The following is a 14237-nucleotide window of genomic DNA, read 5'->3' as shown; positions in this document are numbered from 1 at the left end:
CCTGTTCCCTGCTGGTGTTGCCGTGACTCGAGCTGTCGCGCCGGTGGGCGCCTAGCTGGCCGCGTGCATCCGCTCGATCTCGGTGATCGCCTGAGGGTCGGCGTCGTGCAGCAGGTCGGCGAGCCGCTCTGGCTCACCTTCCTCCCCGATCTCCGCCGCGCTTCGCCGAAGCGCGTAGAACGCACGGAGGACTCCCCGGTTGGGCTCGTGCGACCACGGCACCGGGCCCTGCCCGCGCCAGCCCGCCTTGCGGAGGGCGTCGAGGCCGCGGTGGTAGCCGACCCGCGCATACGCGTAGGAGGCGATGGTGCTGCCGTCGGCGTGCGCCGCATCCGCGAGGGCCGCCCAGGCCAGCGAGGACGCCGGGTGCTTCTCGACGATGGCCGCGAGCGCGGCCTGGTCGTGAGGCAGGTTCGAGAGGTCGTCGACGACCTCTGGCTCAGCAGCGAGGCGTGTCTCGGGGATGCCGAGGAGATTCGTTCCGGTCACGGGCCCGATTCTATCCTGTGGATGTTTCGGGGCGCGGTCGGGGCGGATTGCTGTGGAGAGCGCGCTCCGCTTGCCCGGCGGATCGCCGCGTCTCAGCTCGCCGGGAAGATCGCGCAGGTGCTGGTCGCGGTGGCGAGGAGCACGTCTGTCGAGTCTCGAAGCTCCGCCTCGACGAACGCCGCGCGCGCTCCGGACTTGACGACCCGACCGCGAACGCGCACGGGCCCGGTATCCGCGGTCATGGGCCGAAGGAAGCTGACCTTGATCTCCAGCGACGTGTAGGCCTGGCCTGGGCGGAGGGTCGTGTGGACAGCGGTGCCGCAGGCGGAGTCGAGCAGGGTGGCGGCGAAGCCGCCGTGCACGGTCCCGATCGGGTTGTAGTGCGTTCGGTCGGGCACCCCCTCGAAGACGACCTCGCCCGCGGCGAAGCTCACGACGGTCATGCCGAAGTGCTGGGCGATGGGAGCGATCTCCGCACCGCTGGCGAGGTGCGCCTGCAGCTGCTCGAGTCCGCTCAACGTTCTTGGGTCGGTCATGTCGCTCCTCTGCGCCATCGCACCCGGGCGGATGCACACAGGGAGCCTCGCACCGATCCGTCAGTCGAACCAGCCGATTGTGCCGAACATCCAAGCGGCCGGGAGCACGCTCGCGACGGTCCTGCGCCTGGCTACCAGGGCATGAAGGCGAAGAAGGACACGGCGACGCCGATCGAGATCGTGGCGCCCACGAAGCAGAGGGCGAGGAGCTCACCTGGCATGACGGTCCGCTGGTAGACATCCCAGTAGCGGTCTTCAGCGCGTCGTCGAGCGTCGGCTACTGCAGTGCGGGTGAGCCTTCGTCGTTGTCCGAGCATATATGTAGCTTATTTAACTAAATAGGATCTGCTCAAGGGTTGACGCCCGCTCATGCGACGGGTATCCCGCGAGCCGATTAGGAGCGATGCACGACCATGACGGGCGCCGGATCCGCCACACCGTCGGCCTCCGGGGCATCGTGAGCGGCGGGCGCTTCGACCGACCCCACCATGCCAGAGAGGAACTTGGCGACACCATCGAGTTCCTCGGTGCTGAGGGAGTCGACCACCGCGATCATCCGCTGGTGCATGACCCCCAACGTCTCTCGGACTTCGCGGTCGGATTCGACTGTCGGGGCGATGATCGAGGCCCGACGGTCCGTGGGGTGCGGGCGACGCTCGACATGCCCGCTCTTCACGAGTCGGTCCACGAGACCGGTCACCGACGCAGAGGAGATGTTGAGGCGCTGCCCCAGGTCCTTCTGCACCACGACCTTGCCGTGGCGCTGCTGCTGGAGGAGGAAGCGGAGAGCCAGGAGGTCGTTCTCGTTCATGCGCATCGACGACCGCGTCCGCGCACGCATCTTCGCCTCAGCCTCGCGGTATTCACGGAGCAGGTTCAGCACGTCGACCGACGTCGCGTGCTGCCCTCCCGTCGGGTACCAGTACCCGGACGAGTGCTCGGCTGGCTTCTGCGCCATGATCCTCCTCGTGCTGGCGCACCGAACGCCAGGAAGCTAGTTCATCAAACTAGCAAAGACCGACGCGCGACCGGAAGCAAAACAGCGTCCGGCCCGCACATCGGTGTTCTCGCAGGACACCAGCCGGCCGGAGCGGCCGCTCGAAGACGTCGCGGAGCAGCAGCATCAGTCGATGCAGGGGCCCTCATGATCGAAGTGGACCCCGCGCAACTGGCACGACGCCGCCTCCTGGTCGACGCGGTCGATGCCCGTCTTGCCGGCGAAGTCCATGACGATGAAGTGCGACTGCGCCCCATCGGCGAGCCCTTCGGCGAACTCGGTGGCCTTGTCTCGCGTCGCGAAGCGGTAGTAGTCGGCCTGGTCCGTCGACCATGCCTCGACGCAGTCGATCTCGTCGCCGCAGGCCGACTCCGTGATCTCCACGGGGTTGCTCGCGTAGTCCGGGCCCGTGTACTCCGCGTCGACCACCGCCTGCCTGATTGTGAGCCCGTACTGCGGGATGAGGATCGAGCATCCGCTCATCGCGAGGAGCACGCCGACGCCGATGCACACGGCCCCGACAGGTGTCCCCCTAGCTGCCACCGCGTTCACGCTCCGTCCGGCCACTGCGTATCCGGCCGCTGCGTATCCGGATGCTTCGTGTCCGGATGCTCCGGCCCCGATGGCACGCTCGTCGCCCCTGGCTGGTAGCTGTCGCCCGAGGCGTGCACATGCGCGGTCCAACCGAAGTCGGACTGGGTGCCGATCGGAACGTACGACGTCGAGTACCGCCCCGGCCCCGTGCCCTCGAACAGGGCCGCCCGTGCCTGCGCGGCCCCGCCTGGCATCCCACCCTCGTCGTCACTGTCGTCGCCGATTCCGTCGGTCTCGCTGCCGTCGCCGAGAAGCCGACGCGTGAGGGCGGACTGCGCCGACATGAGATCGTCGAGTTCGTGAAGCAGGATGTCGTCGTCGACCTCGACGCCGTTCCTCGCCGCGGTGAGCACTGCTCGCCGGACGAGCTCCTTCGAGAACGAGCCGGTGGTCCGCTCGGCGCGCTGCGCCGCCTCAGCCAGCGCCGCCTCGCTGAACGGCAGCCCCGTCGCGTACTTCTCGAGCAGGCGGAGGCGCTCCGGTCTGCCGGGCAGCGCGATCTCCACGGCGAGGTCGACGCGACCGGGCCGGGAGACGAGGGCACGCTCGAGCACCTGCACGCGGTTCGTCGTCATGACGAACGCGACGTCGGCGTCGCCGTCCAGGCCGTCAAGCGCGTCGAGCACTTCGAACAGCAGCGGCTGCGGCGAGGCGTGCCGTTCCATGGCGACGAGGTCGATGTCCTCGAGCACGACGATCGATGGTTGCAGGGTGCGGGCCAGTTCCGCGGCCGCGCTGATGTGCTGGATGCTCGACCCGGTCAACAGCACGGCGGTCACCCCCTCCGTGCGGCTGAGGAGGTGCCTGACGGTGAGCGTCTTGCCGGTGCCGGGCGGACCGTAGAGCAGCACGCCGCGTTTCAGGTGCTGGCCCGCGGCGAGCAGGACCTCGCGCTGGCGCCCGATTTCGATGACGTGCGCGACGACGGACTCGAGCACACCGAACGGCAGGATGACATCGCCCTCGGCGACGTCCGGCCGCTCCAAGAACGTCGCACCGGCATCCATCCGGAAGTCGCTGCTCTCGAACGCCAGCACCTTGCCGCGCAGGACGCTGCGCTCGACCATGAGCGAGCGCACCTCACCGAGCAGCTCGGAGACGAGCGCCGGCTCGGCGGCGGTGAGCACCTCGAGCTGGCTCTGCGGCCGCCCCATGTCGGGACGGGATGCGCGCTGCATGATGACGACCCGCGCCCCGCGGTAGGAGAGGAGTCGGGCACCGAAGCTCACGACCTGCCTGGTGGTCTTCGGCCCGGTCGCCTTCTCGGCGAACTCGGCCGGGCCCGCCTTGAAGGGGAGGTGAGGGCTCGAGATGAGCTCGGCGAGTCCGGCGTGCGCATGGGCCGAACCGCCCGCGACACCGACGAGGCGAGCCTCCCCGCGGCCGGCGATCTCCTCGAGTGCGATGTCGGCGTCGACGATTCGGTAGCTCGCGAACTCCTCGACGACCACAGGGAGCGCCTCGGCATCCGCACCGAGGAAGTCGCTCAGCTCCTCGCCGAACGGCGTTCGCTGCACCCTCGCGTCTGGCGGCGTCTCGTTGACCCGCTCGAGGAACCGCTTGAAGGAGCGGTAGAACTGCTCATCGGCGACCTGCGTCTCGCTCATGTCATCCCCTCGCCGGCGGGCGCGTCCCGCCGATCGCGAGCCTAGGACGACGCCGCTGGAAAAGGCACGCTCGGCGCCGCTCCTCGGCGTTGACCATCCCACATCTCGTAAATGAACGAGATTCAGTTAATTCGGCGCGAACCCTGGGTTTCCGAGGCCACATCTCCTAGGCTTCACCCAATCGCGCGATGCTGCGCGCACGCATCCAATGTCTGGAGTGAGTTTGAGCACCTACGTAGTTGTGAACCCAGCGACCGGCGAGCAGGGAGAGGAATTCCCGCTCGTCACCGAGGACGGCATCGAGACTGCGCTGCAGAGCCTCGACACCGCGTACCGCACGTGGTCGAAGCCCAGCACCGTCGCGGAGCGCGCCGCCCTCATGCGCCGTGCCGCCGAGCTGCACCGCGAGCGCCGCGAGGAGCTCGCCCAGATCATCACCCGCGAGATGGGCAAGCCCATGGAGCAGTCCTACGGCGAGGTCGACTTCAGCGCCGACATCCTGCAGTACTACGCCGACAACGCAGAGAACTTCCTGAAGGACGCCCCGATCGAGCTGCTCGGCGGCGAGGGAACCGCCCTCATCCGGCGCTCGGCCATCGGGCCCCTCCTCGGCATCATGCCCTGGAACTTCCCCTACTACCAGGTCGCCCGCTTCGCCGGCCCGAACCTCGTGCTCGGCAACCCGATCCTGTTGAAGCACGCCGGGCAGTGCCCCGAGTCGGCGACCGCGCTCGAGCAGATCTTCGCGGACGCGGGCTTCCCGACGGGCGCGTACGTCAACATCTTCGCCACCAACGAGCAGATCGCCGACATCATCGCCGACGACCGCATCCACGGGGTCTCGCTGACCGGTTCCGAGCGTGCCGGGGCGGCCGTCGCCGAGATCGCAGGGCGCAACCTCAAGAAGGTCGTGCTCGAGCTCGGCGGGTCCGACCCGTTCATCCTGCTCAGCACCGACAGCGTCGACGAGGCCGTCGAGGCCGCGGTCGCCGCCCGCCTCGACAACTCCGGACAGGCCTGCAACGGCGCGAAGCGCATGATCGTCATCGACTCGCTCTACGACGAGTTCGCCGAGAAGTTCACGGCCGCGATGACCTCGGTGGCCCCCGTCGACCCGACGAAGGACGACGCCGAGCTCGGCCCGCTCTCCTCGGCGCCAGCCACGAAGAACCTCGCGGAGCAGGTCGAACGCGCGGTCGCTCAGGGCGCGCAGCTGCTCGGAGGCGGTGGTCACGACGGCAACTTCTTCGAGTCGACGGTGCTCGCCGGCGTCACGCCAGACAACGACGCCTACACGGAGGAGTTCTTCGGCCCCGTCGCGGCGCTCTACAAGGTCAGCAGCGAAGAGGAGGCCATCGAGCTCGCCAACGCGACCCCGTTCGGCCTCGGCTCGTACCTCTTCACGACCGACCAGGAGCAGGCACAGCGCGTTGCCGACGCCATCGAAGCCGGCATGGTCTACATCAACGGCGTCGGCCTCGACAGCCCGGAGCTGCCGTTCGGCGGCGTGAAGCGCTCGGGCTTCGGCCGCGAGCTCGGCTCGCTCGGCATCGAGGAGTTCGTCAACAAGAAGCTCATCCGCCAGGTCAAGTAGTCCTGGTCGACCGGGAGCCCCTCGGGCCGGAGCTCACCTCCGCCCGAGGGGCTCTTCCGCTCCCTCAAGCGACATTGTCGGTGGCACCTCCTAGCGTGTGAGCATGCTTGAACTCCTCGCCATCGAGAACTACCGGTCCATCAAGAGCGTCACGGTGGCACTCGAACGCCTCAACGTCATCACCGGCGCGAACGGCAGCGGCAAGTCGAACCTGTACCGAGCCCTGCGCCTGCTGCACGACATCATCCGCGAGGGCGCCTTGTCATCGCTCGCGATGGAAGGCGGGCTGCGGGCTGCGCTGCACGCGGGCAAGCGCTCCCGTGGCACGCCCGTCACCCTCAAGCTCGGCCTCCGCACCTCGACCGCCTCGTACGCGACCGACCTCGGCATGCCGCCTCACGAGCGCCCCGACTCGAGGCCCTTGCAGAACTTCGCGATCGACCTGGGCATCCCCGTCATCTCGGACTTCCCGTTCGACCCGGTCGTGAAGAGCGAGCTCGTCTGGTCGAGCGAGCTGCTGCGACCCTCCACGACACTCGTCGAACGGCGCGGCAACCTCGTCAAGGTGCGTGACGCAAACTTCAAGCTGGTGCATGCCGAGTGGAGCGTGCGCGAGGCCGAGTCGATGCTCGCCACCCTCGCCGACCCGTCGACGGCGCCCGAGCTCTACGCGCTCCGCGAGTCGGCGCGCGGCTGGCGCTTCCTCGACTACCTCCGCACCGACGCGGCAGCCCCGGCGAGGCTGCCGAGCCCAGCGACCTTCACCCCAGTGCTGCCGGATGACGGCTCGCGCCTCCCCGCGGCCCTCGCGACGGTGCAGCGGGTCGGCAACGCGAGAGCCTTCCACGCCGCCATCGATGCCGCCTTCCCCGGTTCCCGGGTGGGCATCGGGGAAGACGCGTCCGGCATGGCGCGGCTCGTCATGTCGCAGCCCGGCCTCGCAAGGCCGCTCGACGCCCGCGAGCTGTCCGACGGCACGCTGCGGATGATCCTCCTCGCCACCGCCCTGCTCTCGCCCCGCATGCCCGAGCTGCTGGTGCTCAACGAGCCAGAGGCGAGCCTCCATCCGAGCCTCCTCCCGACGCTCGCGGGCCTCATCCGCAGCGCATCCGAGCAGACGCAGGTCATCGTCGTCACGCACTCGCAGCCGCTCGTCGAGGGCCTCCGCGACGACGCGAACGTCATCGAGCTCGAGAAGGAGGCGGGCTCGACGAGCATCCGCGGCCAACTCCAGTTCGAGGGTCCGCAGTGGGTGTGGCCGAAGCGCTGAGCGCGCTCCTTCGCTCAGCTACTTCGCCTCGCCGTAGCTGTCGACGACGTGCGCCACCACGGGGAAGGTGACCTGGCTGCCCGAGAAGAGGAGTCGTCCGGCCTCGGCGGCTGCCGCGACGACCTCAGCCGCTGCACGGTCTGCCAGCTCGGCGGGCGCGTGCACCACTACCTCGTCGTGCAGGAAGTACGCCAGGTGCGGGCTGCGCTCGAGCGGCGCATCCACAACCGATCCAACTCCGAGTCGGGCCAGCCGCTGCCGGATGCCGGCCATCCAGGTGAGCGCCCACTCGGCGGCCGTGCCCTGCACGATGAAGTTGCGGGTGAAGCGTCCGAAGTCGCGCGGCGAGAACTCGGCGGGCGGCCACGGAGACGTTCGTCCGAGCCAGGTGTGCACCTGCTGTCCCCGTTCCCCAGAGCGGGCGGCCGAGGCGACGAGCGCCATCGCGTGCGGGTAGGCGCGCTCGAGGCCCGGCAACAGGATCGCGCTCTGCCCGCTCGTCGCGCCGTACATCGCGCCGAGCATCGCCACCTTCGCACTATCGCGGTCGGGTACGACGCCCCGATCGACGAACGCGGTGTACATGTCGCGCTGCGCGCCCGCTCTTGCCATGGCCTCATCGCCGGACATGGCAGCAAGGATGCGCGGCTCGAGCTGCGCCGCATCGGCCACGATGAGCTTCCAACCCGGGTCGGCCACGACCGCGCTGCGGATCTCCTTGGGGAGCTGCATGGCCCCGCCGCCGCTGGTCGCCCAGCGTCCCGTCACGACGCCACCCGGAACGTAGTCGGGCCGGAAGCGTCCGCCATGGATCCACTCGTCGCGCCAGGTCCATCCGTTCGCCGTGAACAGCCGATGCAGACGCTTGTAGTGCAGGAGCGCCTCGACAACCGGATGGTCCTTGCCCCACAGCTCCCACTTGCTGGTGCTTGCCACGTCGAGCCCGGCGCGGCGCAGTGCAGCGAGCAGGTCCTTGGGTGAATCGACGTTGAGGGTCGGCTCGTCCAGCGCGGAACGCACCACCGATGCCGCGGCCTCGAGCTTCGCGGGCCTGCCGCCAGCGCCCCGCGACCCCAACGCCTCCACGAGGACACGCTCGTGGCGCTCGATGCTGAACGGCATGCCAGCAGCCCGGAGCTCCGCCGCGACCAGGGCTCCCGCGCTCTCGACCCCGACGAGGAACGCGAGCGCACCCTTCCGGGATCCCCCGTGGTTCGCCGCCTCCAGGGCCGCGAGCTGCGCTTCGAAGAGCTCGCGGGTCGCGGCGGGCGTGCCCGGGTTCTCGGCGTCGAGGTCGAAGAGGCCCTCACCGGGCTGAGACCCGCCTCGCGCGTCCGCCACATCGAGGCTCGCATCGAGATAGCCGGCTGTGATGAGGATGCGGCCCGCGAGCCGAAGGTCGTGGCACCGGCCCACCCGCACCCCGTGGGCGAGCAGCCGGGGCACGATGTCCTGGCTGTTCCACACCCAGCGAATCGGGTCGCCTGCTGGGGCCGACCGCTCGCACTCGGACACCAGCTGCGCGAGCCCGATGGCGTCCGGGACGATCCGCACGCGAGGGGCGTGCGAGGAAGCGGCGTCGGCGGTGGGTGCGGCGTCGCGTCGATCTTCGAGCGCGAAGCCGCGCTCGAGCGACGTGACCAGGATGTGCATCCGTTCATTGTGGGGCAGACCACGGACAAGATCCGCCTCGAAGCCGGACCCTTGCGCAATTCCCCGGGTCTGCGCCATTCCACAACAACGCCAGGCACGCTGCCACATGGAAACGAAACCGGTGTCCCCCGCCGGAGCGTCGACCGAGAGCCTTGAGAACGTCACGCGCAGCGTCGCGCGAGACGGCACGAGCTACGTCGTCACGCTCGAGCGCACCTTCCCGAACTCGCCTGAAGCCGTGTGGACGTCGTGCACAACACCAGAGGGCCTCTCGCGCTGGTTCGAACCCGTCGACGGCGAGCTCGCCGAGGGCGGGAGGTACCGGCTGACCGCCAGCGGCACATCCGGCACCATCGAGCACTGCCAGCCGCACACGGAGCTCCGCGTGACGTGGGAGTACGACGGCGATGTCAGCCGAGTCCGCCTGACACTCGACCCCGCCGGACCGGGCACTCGCCTGACGCTGCACCACACGGTGCCGGACAACGAGCACTGGGCTCAGTACGGCCCGGCCGCTACCGGCATCGGCTGGGACGGCGCCCTCCTCGCCCTCGCACTCGCTCTCGGCGACTCCGGCACCGACGTGCAGGTGGCTCTCTCCGCCTTCAACGACACTGCGGAGGGCAAGCGCTTCATCGAGTCCGCGGCCGACCGCTGGTGCACCGCCCACCTCAGCGCCGGTGCCGACCCCGACGACGCACACGACTCCGCGGCCCGCACCGCCTCCTTCTACCTGGGCGACGAATAGCCACACGGGCTGCGCACGACACGCGACCGCCCGCCGGTGGGAACACCTGACGGGGCTCGTCGGTTGCATCCAAGGTGACTGTTCCTCTCTCCATCCTTGACCTCGCCCCCATCGCCCCTGGCCAGACCGTCAGGGAGAGCTTCCGAGCGAGCGTCGAGCTCGCCCAGGCCGCCGAGCGATCCGGGTACCGCCGCGTCTGGTACGCCGAGCACCACAACATGCCCACGATCGCGTCGAGCGCGACGAGCGTCCTCATCGGGCACATCGCGTCGCAGACCTCCACGATCCGGCTCGGGGCCGGCGGCGTCATGCTCCCCAACCACTCCCCGCTGGTCATCGCCGAGCAGTTCGGCACCCTCGCGACCCTGTATCCGGACCGCATCGACCTCGGACTCGGGCGCGCCCCCGGCAGTGACCAGGCGACGTTCCGGGCCCTGCGCCGCTCCCCCGCGTCCGCGAACGAGTTCCCGCAGGACGTTCTCGAGCTGCAGGCCTTCCTCCGCGGTGAGTCGACCATCCCGGGTGTGCAGGCAGTGCCAGGTGGGGGCACGAACGTGCCCCTCTACATCCTCGGATCCAGCCTCTTCGGCGCGCAGCTCGCGGCGCAGCTCGGACTGCCGTACGCGTTCGCGTCGCACTTCGCGCCAGACCAGCTCTTCCAGGCCGTGGCCCTGTATCGCGAGCGCTTCCAGCCGTCGGAGCAGCTCGAGGCACCCCACCTGATCGTGGGCGTCAACGTCGTCGCGGCACTCGACGCAGCTGAAGCGCAGGAGCAGTTCACTCGATCCAGGAGGTCCCGCCTTCGCAGCGTTCTCCTCCGAGGACCCAACTCCGACTTCACGGACGAGCAGATGGACCAGATCCTGGCGAGCCCCCAGGGGCAGCAGATCGCGAACATGATGCGCTACACGGCTGTCGGCACCGGGCCGGAGGTGCGGGACTATCTCACGGAGTTCGCCGAGACGACCGGGGCTGACGAGCTGATCATCGGACACGGCGCGCTGCAGAGCGCCGACCGCGTCCGGTCGCTCGAGATCACCGCGGAGGCGATGCGCGCATCCCAGCCGCTCGAGAACGCCGACAGGTAGCCCGACCGGCGGTGCGGGGCGGCTGCGCAGGGCGGTAGCGTCGAGCCATGGATCTTCTCGGGCACGCCTTCACCACCACCGACTGGGCCTCGCTGGAGCCGACCGTCCACACGGGCACCACGGGCGAGGCGCGGTGGCGGACCCAGCAGATCGGTGAGACTCGCATCCGGATGGTCGACTACTCTCCCGGCTACCTCGCCGACCACTGGTGCGCACGCGGACACGTGCTATACGTGCTCGACGGCACGCTGGACACCGAGCTCGACGATGGCCGCCTGGTGACGCTGAGCGCTGGCCAGAGCTACCAGGTCGGGACCGACATGGAGGCCCACCGCTCGCGCACGGAGGCCGGCGCGCGGTTGTTCATCGTCGACTGATCGAAGACGGCCGGGCCTGACCCGTGCGACTCGTCAAGCCCCGGCGCGGCGCGCGCCGCCAGTGCCACCGGTGCCGTCGTCGTCAGGGTCCGACGGCAACGTGCCGTCGGCCGTCGCGGTCGCCGACGAGGCGTCGGAGAGCTTCCCGAACGCGAGCACGTTCGCGAGCTTGCCCACAGCCCCGAGCACGTCGCCCCTCTCGCCGGCCGGCTCCGCGCCCGACTTCTCCTCGCTGGCAGTCAGGTCCGCGGGGTCTCCGATCGGATCTCCCTGGATCGAGTCCCCGAGTCGCTCGTCGCTGTGCTGGTTGTCCTTCATGGTTGCTCCCGCCGTTTGCGTCCGTCAGCCACCAGGCAAGCACGTCATCCTCCGCGAACCTGACAAGACGGCGCATCCGTGAGCGCCTCCGCACGTTCCGGGATGGCCCCGTGTGACGATGGGGCATGCCCGTCGTCGAGTCCCGCTGCGTTGTCCCCGTCGACCCCGCGACAGCCTTCGCCGTGTCCCAGACGACCGGCGACGTGCGACTGCGATGGGACCCGTTCATCCGCCGCCAGCGCTTCCTCGACGGAGCCGAGCGGCCGGCGAAAGGGGTGCGCACCTTCACCGTGCACCGTCTCGGGTTCCGAATGATCAGCGAGTACGTCTCCTACAAGCCGCCGTCGAACGTCGGCATGAAGATGACACGAGGATCCTGGTTCTTCGAACGACTCGGCGGGGGTTGGCGGTTCAGCCCCGCCGAGGATGAGTCCGGCGACGGCAGACCCGCGACACTCGCCGTCTGGCGGTACAACTTCGCCTGCAGGCCGAGATGGCTTGCCCCGCTCGCCGAGCGCATCGGCGGGGCGATCCTGCAACGCGACATCGACCGTCGCATCCGCGGATTCGCCCGAGGATGCGCGGACCCGGTGGTGCTCGCGGCGGTCGCAGCGGGCCGCTGACGTGGGCTGCCAGTGAGGCGTCAGACGGATGCCCGTAGGGCCACGCGTGCGGCGGCGGACACGGTTGCCGCCGTCCGCCCGAGCGCTTGCGTGTGCAGCTGCCACTGCTGCCAGAACAGGGGCACGTCGACCCAGCCCCGAGGGTCGATCCGCACCAACGAAGGTTCGTCCTCGAGTTGCTGCTCCGGGACGAGCCCCCAGCCGAAGCCGAGGCGGATGGCCGTGACGAAGTCGGCGGACGACGGCACGTAATGGCAGGGCGGGCTTCCTGGGTCGACCCCCACGGCCTGCAGGTAGCGGTCCTGCAGCGTGTCCGCTCGGTCGAAGACCACGACCGGGGCGCCATGCAGGGCATCCGTGAGCGTCTCCCCTGGAACCTCGAACCAGCGCGCGGCGAAGCCGGGAGACGCCATGGGCACGTAGCGCATGGCGCCGAGCAGCATCGAGGTGCAGCCCTGGACGGGCGCCGGGTCGGCGGTGATGGCGGCCGTCACCGTCCCTCGCCGGAGCAGTTCCGTGGTCTGCGTCTCGTCGGCCCGGTGCAGCTCGAACGCGATCTCGTCGGCGAGCGGAGCGATCGCGGGCAGCAACCACGTGGCGAGGGAGTCGGCGTTGACGGCGATGGGGAGGCGCTCGAGGGCAGGTCTCGCGTGGTCCGCGACCGTGCCGGTTCCGGGACCGGCCCCCACGCGGCCGAGGATGCTCGATGCCTCCCGTCCGAGCGCCTCGAGCTGCCTGGCGAGGCGCAGGAGCACCTCACCGGACTCGGTCGGCGCGACGGGTTTGCTGCGCTGCAGCAGCACCCGACCCGTCTCGCTCTCGAGCGCCTTGATGCGCTGGCTGATCGCGGACGGGGTCACGCGCAGTTCGCGGGCCGCGGCTTCGAAGGTGCCCGTCTCGACGGCGGCGCGGAGCGCGGCGAGACGTTGGGGGTCGAAGCCCGACGCAGTGACTGACATGAAGCAATGCTAATGATTGCCAAGGAAAATGAGCTGGACCCGGATATTTAACGCGCCATATCGTCGCGGCATGACCCTGGACCTGCTCACCCCACTCGCCGGCTTCGGCTTCGGCCTGTCGCTCATCGTCGCGATCGGCGCGCAGAACGCGTTCGTGCTTAGGCAGGGGCTCCTGCGGAAGCACGTGCTCGCCGTCGTCGCCGTCTGCGCGCTCTCCGACGCGCTCCTGATCCTGCTCGGCGTGGGCGGAGCCGGCATCGTCTTCACCGCGCTCCCCTGGCTGACCACCGTCGTGCGCATCGCTGGGGCAGCGTTCCTGCTCGGCTACGCGCTGCTCGCGGCCCGCCGGGCGATGACGCCGAAGGCGATGGATGCGGACAGCCCGGCGGCATCCTCTGCCCTGCTGCCGACCGTGCTCACGTGCCTCGCGCTCACCTGGCTGAACCCGCACGTGTACCTCGACACGGTCGTGCTGCTCGGGTCGGTCGCGAACACGCACGGCGAGGCGCGCTGGCTGTTCGGTGCGGGCGCGGCTGTCGGGAGCATCGTCTGGTTCGCCGCCCTCGGCTACGGGGCGCGCCTCCTGCAGCCGGTGTTCGCGAAGCCCGTCGCCTGGCGTGTCCTCGACGCCATCATCGCCGTCGTCATGGTCGGCATCGCGGCGTCGCTGCTGCTCGGGCTGTGAGGTGGAGGATCGGGAAGGGCCGCCCCTCGCCATCGGTCTCGGAGCGACCGACCTCGACGAACCCCCGGCGCGCGTAGAACGCACGCCCCGCCGAGTTCTGTTCGTTCACGTCGACCCGGGTGAGAGCTCGCCCCGCGAGCACGGCGTCGAGCAGCGTGCTCCCGACACCGGTGCCCTGCGCATCCGCATCCACGAAGAGCATCTCGATGACGTCACCCTCGAGTGCCACGAATCCGACGAGCCGCCCACCGCGTTCGGCGACGCGCAGGTCCGACATGCGAGGCAGGTAGCTCTCGACATCCAGCGCTATCGCGTCGACGTCTGCGGCGGAGAGGAACGCATGCGTCGCCTCGACCGAGCGCCGCCAGATGCCGAGCAGATCCTGCACATCCGCGGGTACAGCTCGCCGAATCGAGATCACACTTCATCGTAGGACGGTGACGCACGCGCGGATCCGGAAAACCCTTCAGCGTCGAGCGCTATCGTCGCCACAAGTCAGAGCAGACCCCGAACGGAAGGCCCACGATGAGCGACCAGAACATCTCCCACGACAGCGACGGCGACGAGAAGCCGAACGGCCTCGGCGAAGACGGCACGATCCCCGACTCCGACGACGGGGTCGCGGTCGGCTACGACCCGGACGCCTCCACGTTCGAGCCGGAAGAGGACTGACGAGAGCGAGGTCGACTCGCGACGAAG

At 69.5% G+C, this 14237-nt stretch carries 18 protein-coding genes; 8 read left to right on the top strand and 10 right to left on the bottom strand.

The genetic code is table 11. From position 1 onward, the window contains the following. Positions 1-51: 51 nt before the first annotated feature. From C5B97_RS01160 to C5B97_RS01140, 6 genes are all read right to left on the bottom strand, one after another. Entirely contained in the window at positions 52-489 is a 438-nt protein-coding gene (locus tag C5B97_RS01160) for a DUF3151 domain-containing protein (protein WP_104310312.1), read from the bottom strand. Between the two features lie 92 nt (positions 490-581). Then, positions 582-1025: a PaaI family thioesterase gene (locus C5B97_RS01155; RefSeq protein WP_258067821.1), complete on the bottom strand. Its 444-nt coding sequence runs from the start codon at positions 1023-1025 to the stop codon at positions 582-584. A 131-nt stretch (positions 1026-1156) separates the two neighbouring features. Further along, positions 1157-1342: a hypothetical protein gene (locus tag C5B97_RS17680; protein WP_146080686.1), complete on the bottom strand. Its 186-nt coding sequence runs from the start codon at positions 1340-1342 to the stop codon at positions 1157-1159. Positions 1343-1419: 77 nt separating this feature from the next. Further along, positions 1420-1983, bottom strand: coding sequence for a MarR family winged helix-turn-helix transcriptional regulator (locus tag C5B97_RS01150; protein ID WP_104310310.1), 564 nt, complete (start codon positions 1981-1983; stop codon positions 1420-1422). 165 nt (positions 1984-2148) lie between these two features. Further along, on the bottom strand, positions 2149-2565 hold the full coding sequence (locus C5B97_RS01145; RefSeq protein WP_146080685.1) for a hypothetical protein: 417 nt from the start codon (positions 2563-2565) through the stop codon (positions 2149-2151). A 5-nt stretch (positions 2566-2570) separates the two neighbouring features. Then, a complete protein-coding gene (locus C5B97_RS01140) occupies positions 2571-4223 on the bottom strand; it encodes an AAA family ATPase (protein WP_104310308.1) in 1653 nt (550 codons plus the stop codon). A 223-nt stretch (positions 4224-4446) separates the two neighbouring features. Here C5B97_RS01140 and C5B97_RS01135 point away from each other — a divergent pair, with 223 nt between their 5' ends. Then, the gene (locus tag C5B97_RS01135; RefSeq protein WP_181026846.1) at positions 4447-5817 is read left to right on the top strand and encodes an NAD-dependent succinate-semialdehyde dehydrogenase; all 1371 of its coding nucleotides are present in this window, start codon (positions 4447-4449) and stop codon (positions 5815-5817) included. A gap of 103 nt (positions 5818-5920) precedes the next feature. Continuing rightward, the gene (locus C5B97_RS01130; protein ID WP_104310306.1) at positions 5921-7087 is read left to right on the top strand and encodes an AAA family ATPase; all 1167 of its coding nucleotides are present in this window, start codon (positions 5921-5923) and stop codon (positions 7085-7087) included. An 18-nt stretch (positions 7088-7105) separates the two neighbouring features. Here the strand turns inward: C5B97_RS01130 and C5B97_RS01125 are convergent, their stop codons facing one another. Then, positions 7106-8740 (bottom strand): bifunctional 3'-5' exonuclease/DNA polymerase, encoded by a 1635-nt coding sequence (locus C5B97_RS01125; protein ID WP_104310305.1) that lies wholly within the window; start codon positions 8738-8740, stop codon positions 7106-7108. Positions 8741-8846: 106 nt separating this feature from the next. Here C5B97_RS01125 and C5B97_RS01120 point away from each other — a divergent pair, with 106 nt between their 5' ends. From C5B97_RS01120 to C5B97_RS01110, 3 genes are all read left to right on the top strand, one after another. Next, the gene (locus tag C5B97_RS01120) at positions 8847-9488 is read left to right on the top strand and encodes an SRPBCC domain-containing protein (protein WP_181026845.1); all 642 of its coding nucleotides are present in this window, start codon (positions 8847-8849) and stop codon (positions 9486-9488) included. A gap of 74 nt (positions 9489-9562) precedes the next feature. Beyond that, entirely contained in the window at positions 9563-10576 is a 1014-nt protein-coding gene (locus C5B97_RS01115; protein WP_104310303.1) for an LLM class flavin-dependent oxidoreductase, read from the top strand. Between the two features lie 47 nt (positions 10577-10623). Continuing rightward, positions 10624-10953, top strand: coding sequence for a DHCW motif cupin fold protein (locus C5B97_RS01110; protein ID WP_104310302.1), 330 nt, complete (start codon positions 10624-10626; stop codon positions 10951-10953). 33 nt (positions 10954-10986) lie between these two features. On the opposite strand, the gene C5B97_RS01105 is transcribed toward C5B97_RS01110, so the two are convergent. Beyond that, positions 10987-11271 (bottom strand): hypothetical protein, encoded by a 285-nt coding sequence (locus tag C5B97_RS01105; RefSeq protein ID WP_104310301.1) that lies wholly within the window; start codon positions 11269-11271, stop codon positions 10987-10989. A gap of 125 nt (positions 11272-11396) precedes the next feature. On the opposite strand from C5B97_RS01105, the gene C5B97_RS01100 reads away from it, so the two are divergent. Beyond that, positions 11397-11894: an SRPBCC family protein gene (locus C5B97_RS01100; protein ID WP_104310300.1), complete on the top strand. Its 498-nt coding sequence runs from the start codon at positions 11397-11399 to the stop codon at positions 11892-11894. A 20-nt stretch (positions 11895-11914) separates the two neighbouring features. Here C5B97_RS01100 and C5B97_RS01095 read toward each other — a convergent pair whose 3' ends face one another. After that, on the bottom strand, positions 11915-12853 hold the full coding sequence (locus C5B97_RS01095) for a LysR family transcriptional regulator ArgP (RefSeq protein WP_104310299.1): 939 nt from the start codon (positions 12851-12853) through the stop codon (positions 11915-11917). Between the two features lie 70 nt (positions 12854-12923). Here C5B97_RS01095 and C5B97_RS01090 point away from each other — a divergent pair, with 70 nt between their 5' ends. Next, a complete protein-coding gene (locus C5B97_RS01090) occupies positions 12924-13538 on the top strand; it encodes a LysE/ArgO family amino acid transporter (protein WP_104310298.1) in 615 nt (204 codons plus the stop codon). Here C5B97_RS01090 and C5B97_RS01085 read toward each other — a convergent pair. Then, positions 13498-13926, bottom strand: coding sequence for a GNAT family N-acetyltransferase (locus C5B97_RS01085; protein ID WP_258067820.1), 429 nt, complete (start codon positions 13924-13926; stop codon positions 13498-13500). The genes C5B97_RS01090 and C5B97_RS01085 overlap by 41 nt on opposite strands. A gap of 137 nt (positions 13927-14063) precedes the next feature. Between C5B97_RS01085 and C5B97_RS17830 the strand changes: the two genes are divergently transcribed. After that, complete coding sequence (locus tag C5B97_RS17830; protein ID WP_167516425.1) at positions 14064-14210, top strand: hypothetical protein; 147 nt, start codon at positions 14064-14066, stop codon at positions 14208-14210. Positions 14211-14237: the final 27 nt, after the last annotated feature.

The organism is Pseudoclavibacter sp. RFBB5 (assembly GCF_002931555.1).
GTDB lineage: Bacteria > Actinomycetota > Actinomycetes > Actinomycetales > Microbacteriaceae > Pseudoclavibacter.
The sequence above is the reverse complement of the archived record's forward strand: the minus strand, read 5'-3'. Positions and strand labels throughout refer to the sequence as shown.

Bases quoted from the DNA above. Each gene is read 5' to 3' on its own strand.
- C5B97_RS01155 (WP_258067821.1), bottom strand. From the start codon at position 1,025: ATGACCGACCCAAGAACGTTGAGCGGACTCGAGCAGCTGCAGGCGCAC.
- C5B97_RS17680 (WP_146080686.1), bottom strand. From the start codon at position 1,342: ATGCTCGGACAACGACGAAGGCTCACCCGCACTGCAGTAGCCGACGCT.
- C5B97_RS01150 (WP_104310310.1), bottom strand. From the start codon at position 1,983: ATGGCGCAGAAGCCAGCCGAGCACTCGTCCGGGTACTGGTACCCGACG.
- C5B97_RS01140 (WP_104310308.1), bottom strand. From the start codon at position 4,223: ATGAGCGAGACGCAGGTCGCCGATGAGCAGTTCTACCGCTCCTTCAAG.
- C5B97_RS01130 (WP_104310306.1), top strand. From the start codon at position 5,921: ATGCTTGAACTCCTCGCCATCGAGAACTACCGGTCCATCAAGAGCGTC.
- C5B97_RS01125 (WP_104310305.1), bottom strand. From the start codon at position 8,740: ATGCACATCCTGGTCACGTCGCTCGAGCGCGGCTTCGCGCTCGAAGAT.
- C5B97_RS01120 (WP_181026845.1), top strand. From the start codon at position 8,847: ATGGAAACGAAACCGGTGTCCCCCGCCGGAGCGTCGACCGAGAGCCTT.
- C5B97_RS01110 (WP_104310302.1), top strand. From the start codon at position 10,624: ATGGATCTTCTCGGGCACGCCTTCACCACCACCGACTGGGCCTCGCTG.
- C5B97_RS01105 (WP_104310301.1), bottom strand. From the start codon at position 11,271: ATGAAGGACAACCAGCACAGCGACGAGCGACTCGGGGACTCGATCCAG.
- C5B97_RS01100 (WP_104310300.1), top strand. From the start codon at position 11,397: ATGCCCGTCGTCGAGTCCCGCTGCGTTGTCCCCGTCGACCCCGCGACA.
- C5B97_RS01095 (WP_104310299.1), bottom strand. From the start codon at position 12,853: ATGTCAGTCACTGCGTCGGGCTTCGACCCCCAACGTCTCGCCGCGCTC.
- C5B97_RS01090 (WP_104310298.1), top strand. From the start codon at position 12,924: ATGACCCTGGACCTGCTCACCCCACTCGCCGGCTTCGGCTTCGGCCTG.
- C5B97_RS17830 (WP_167516425.1), top strand. From the start codon at position 14,064: ATGAGCGACCAGAACATCTCCCACGACAGCGACGGCGACGAGAAGCCG.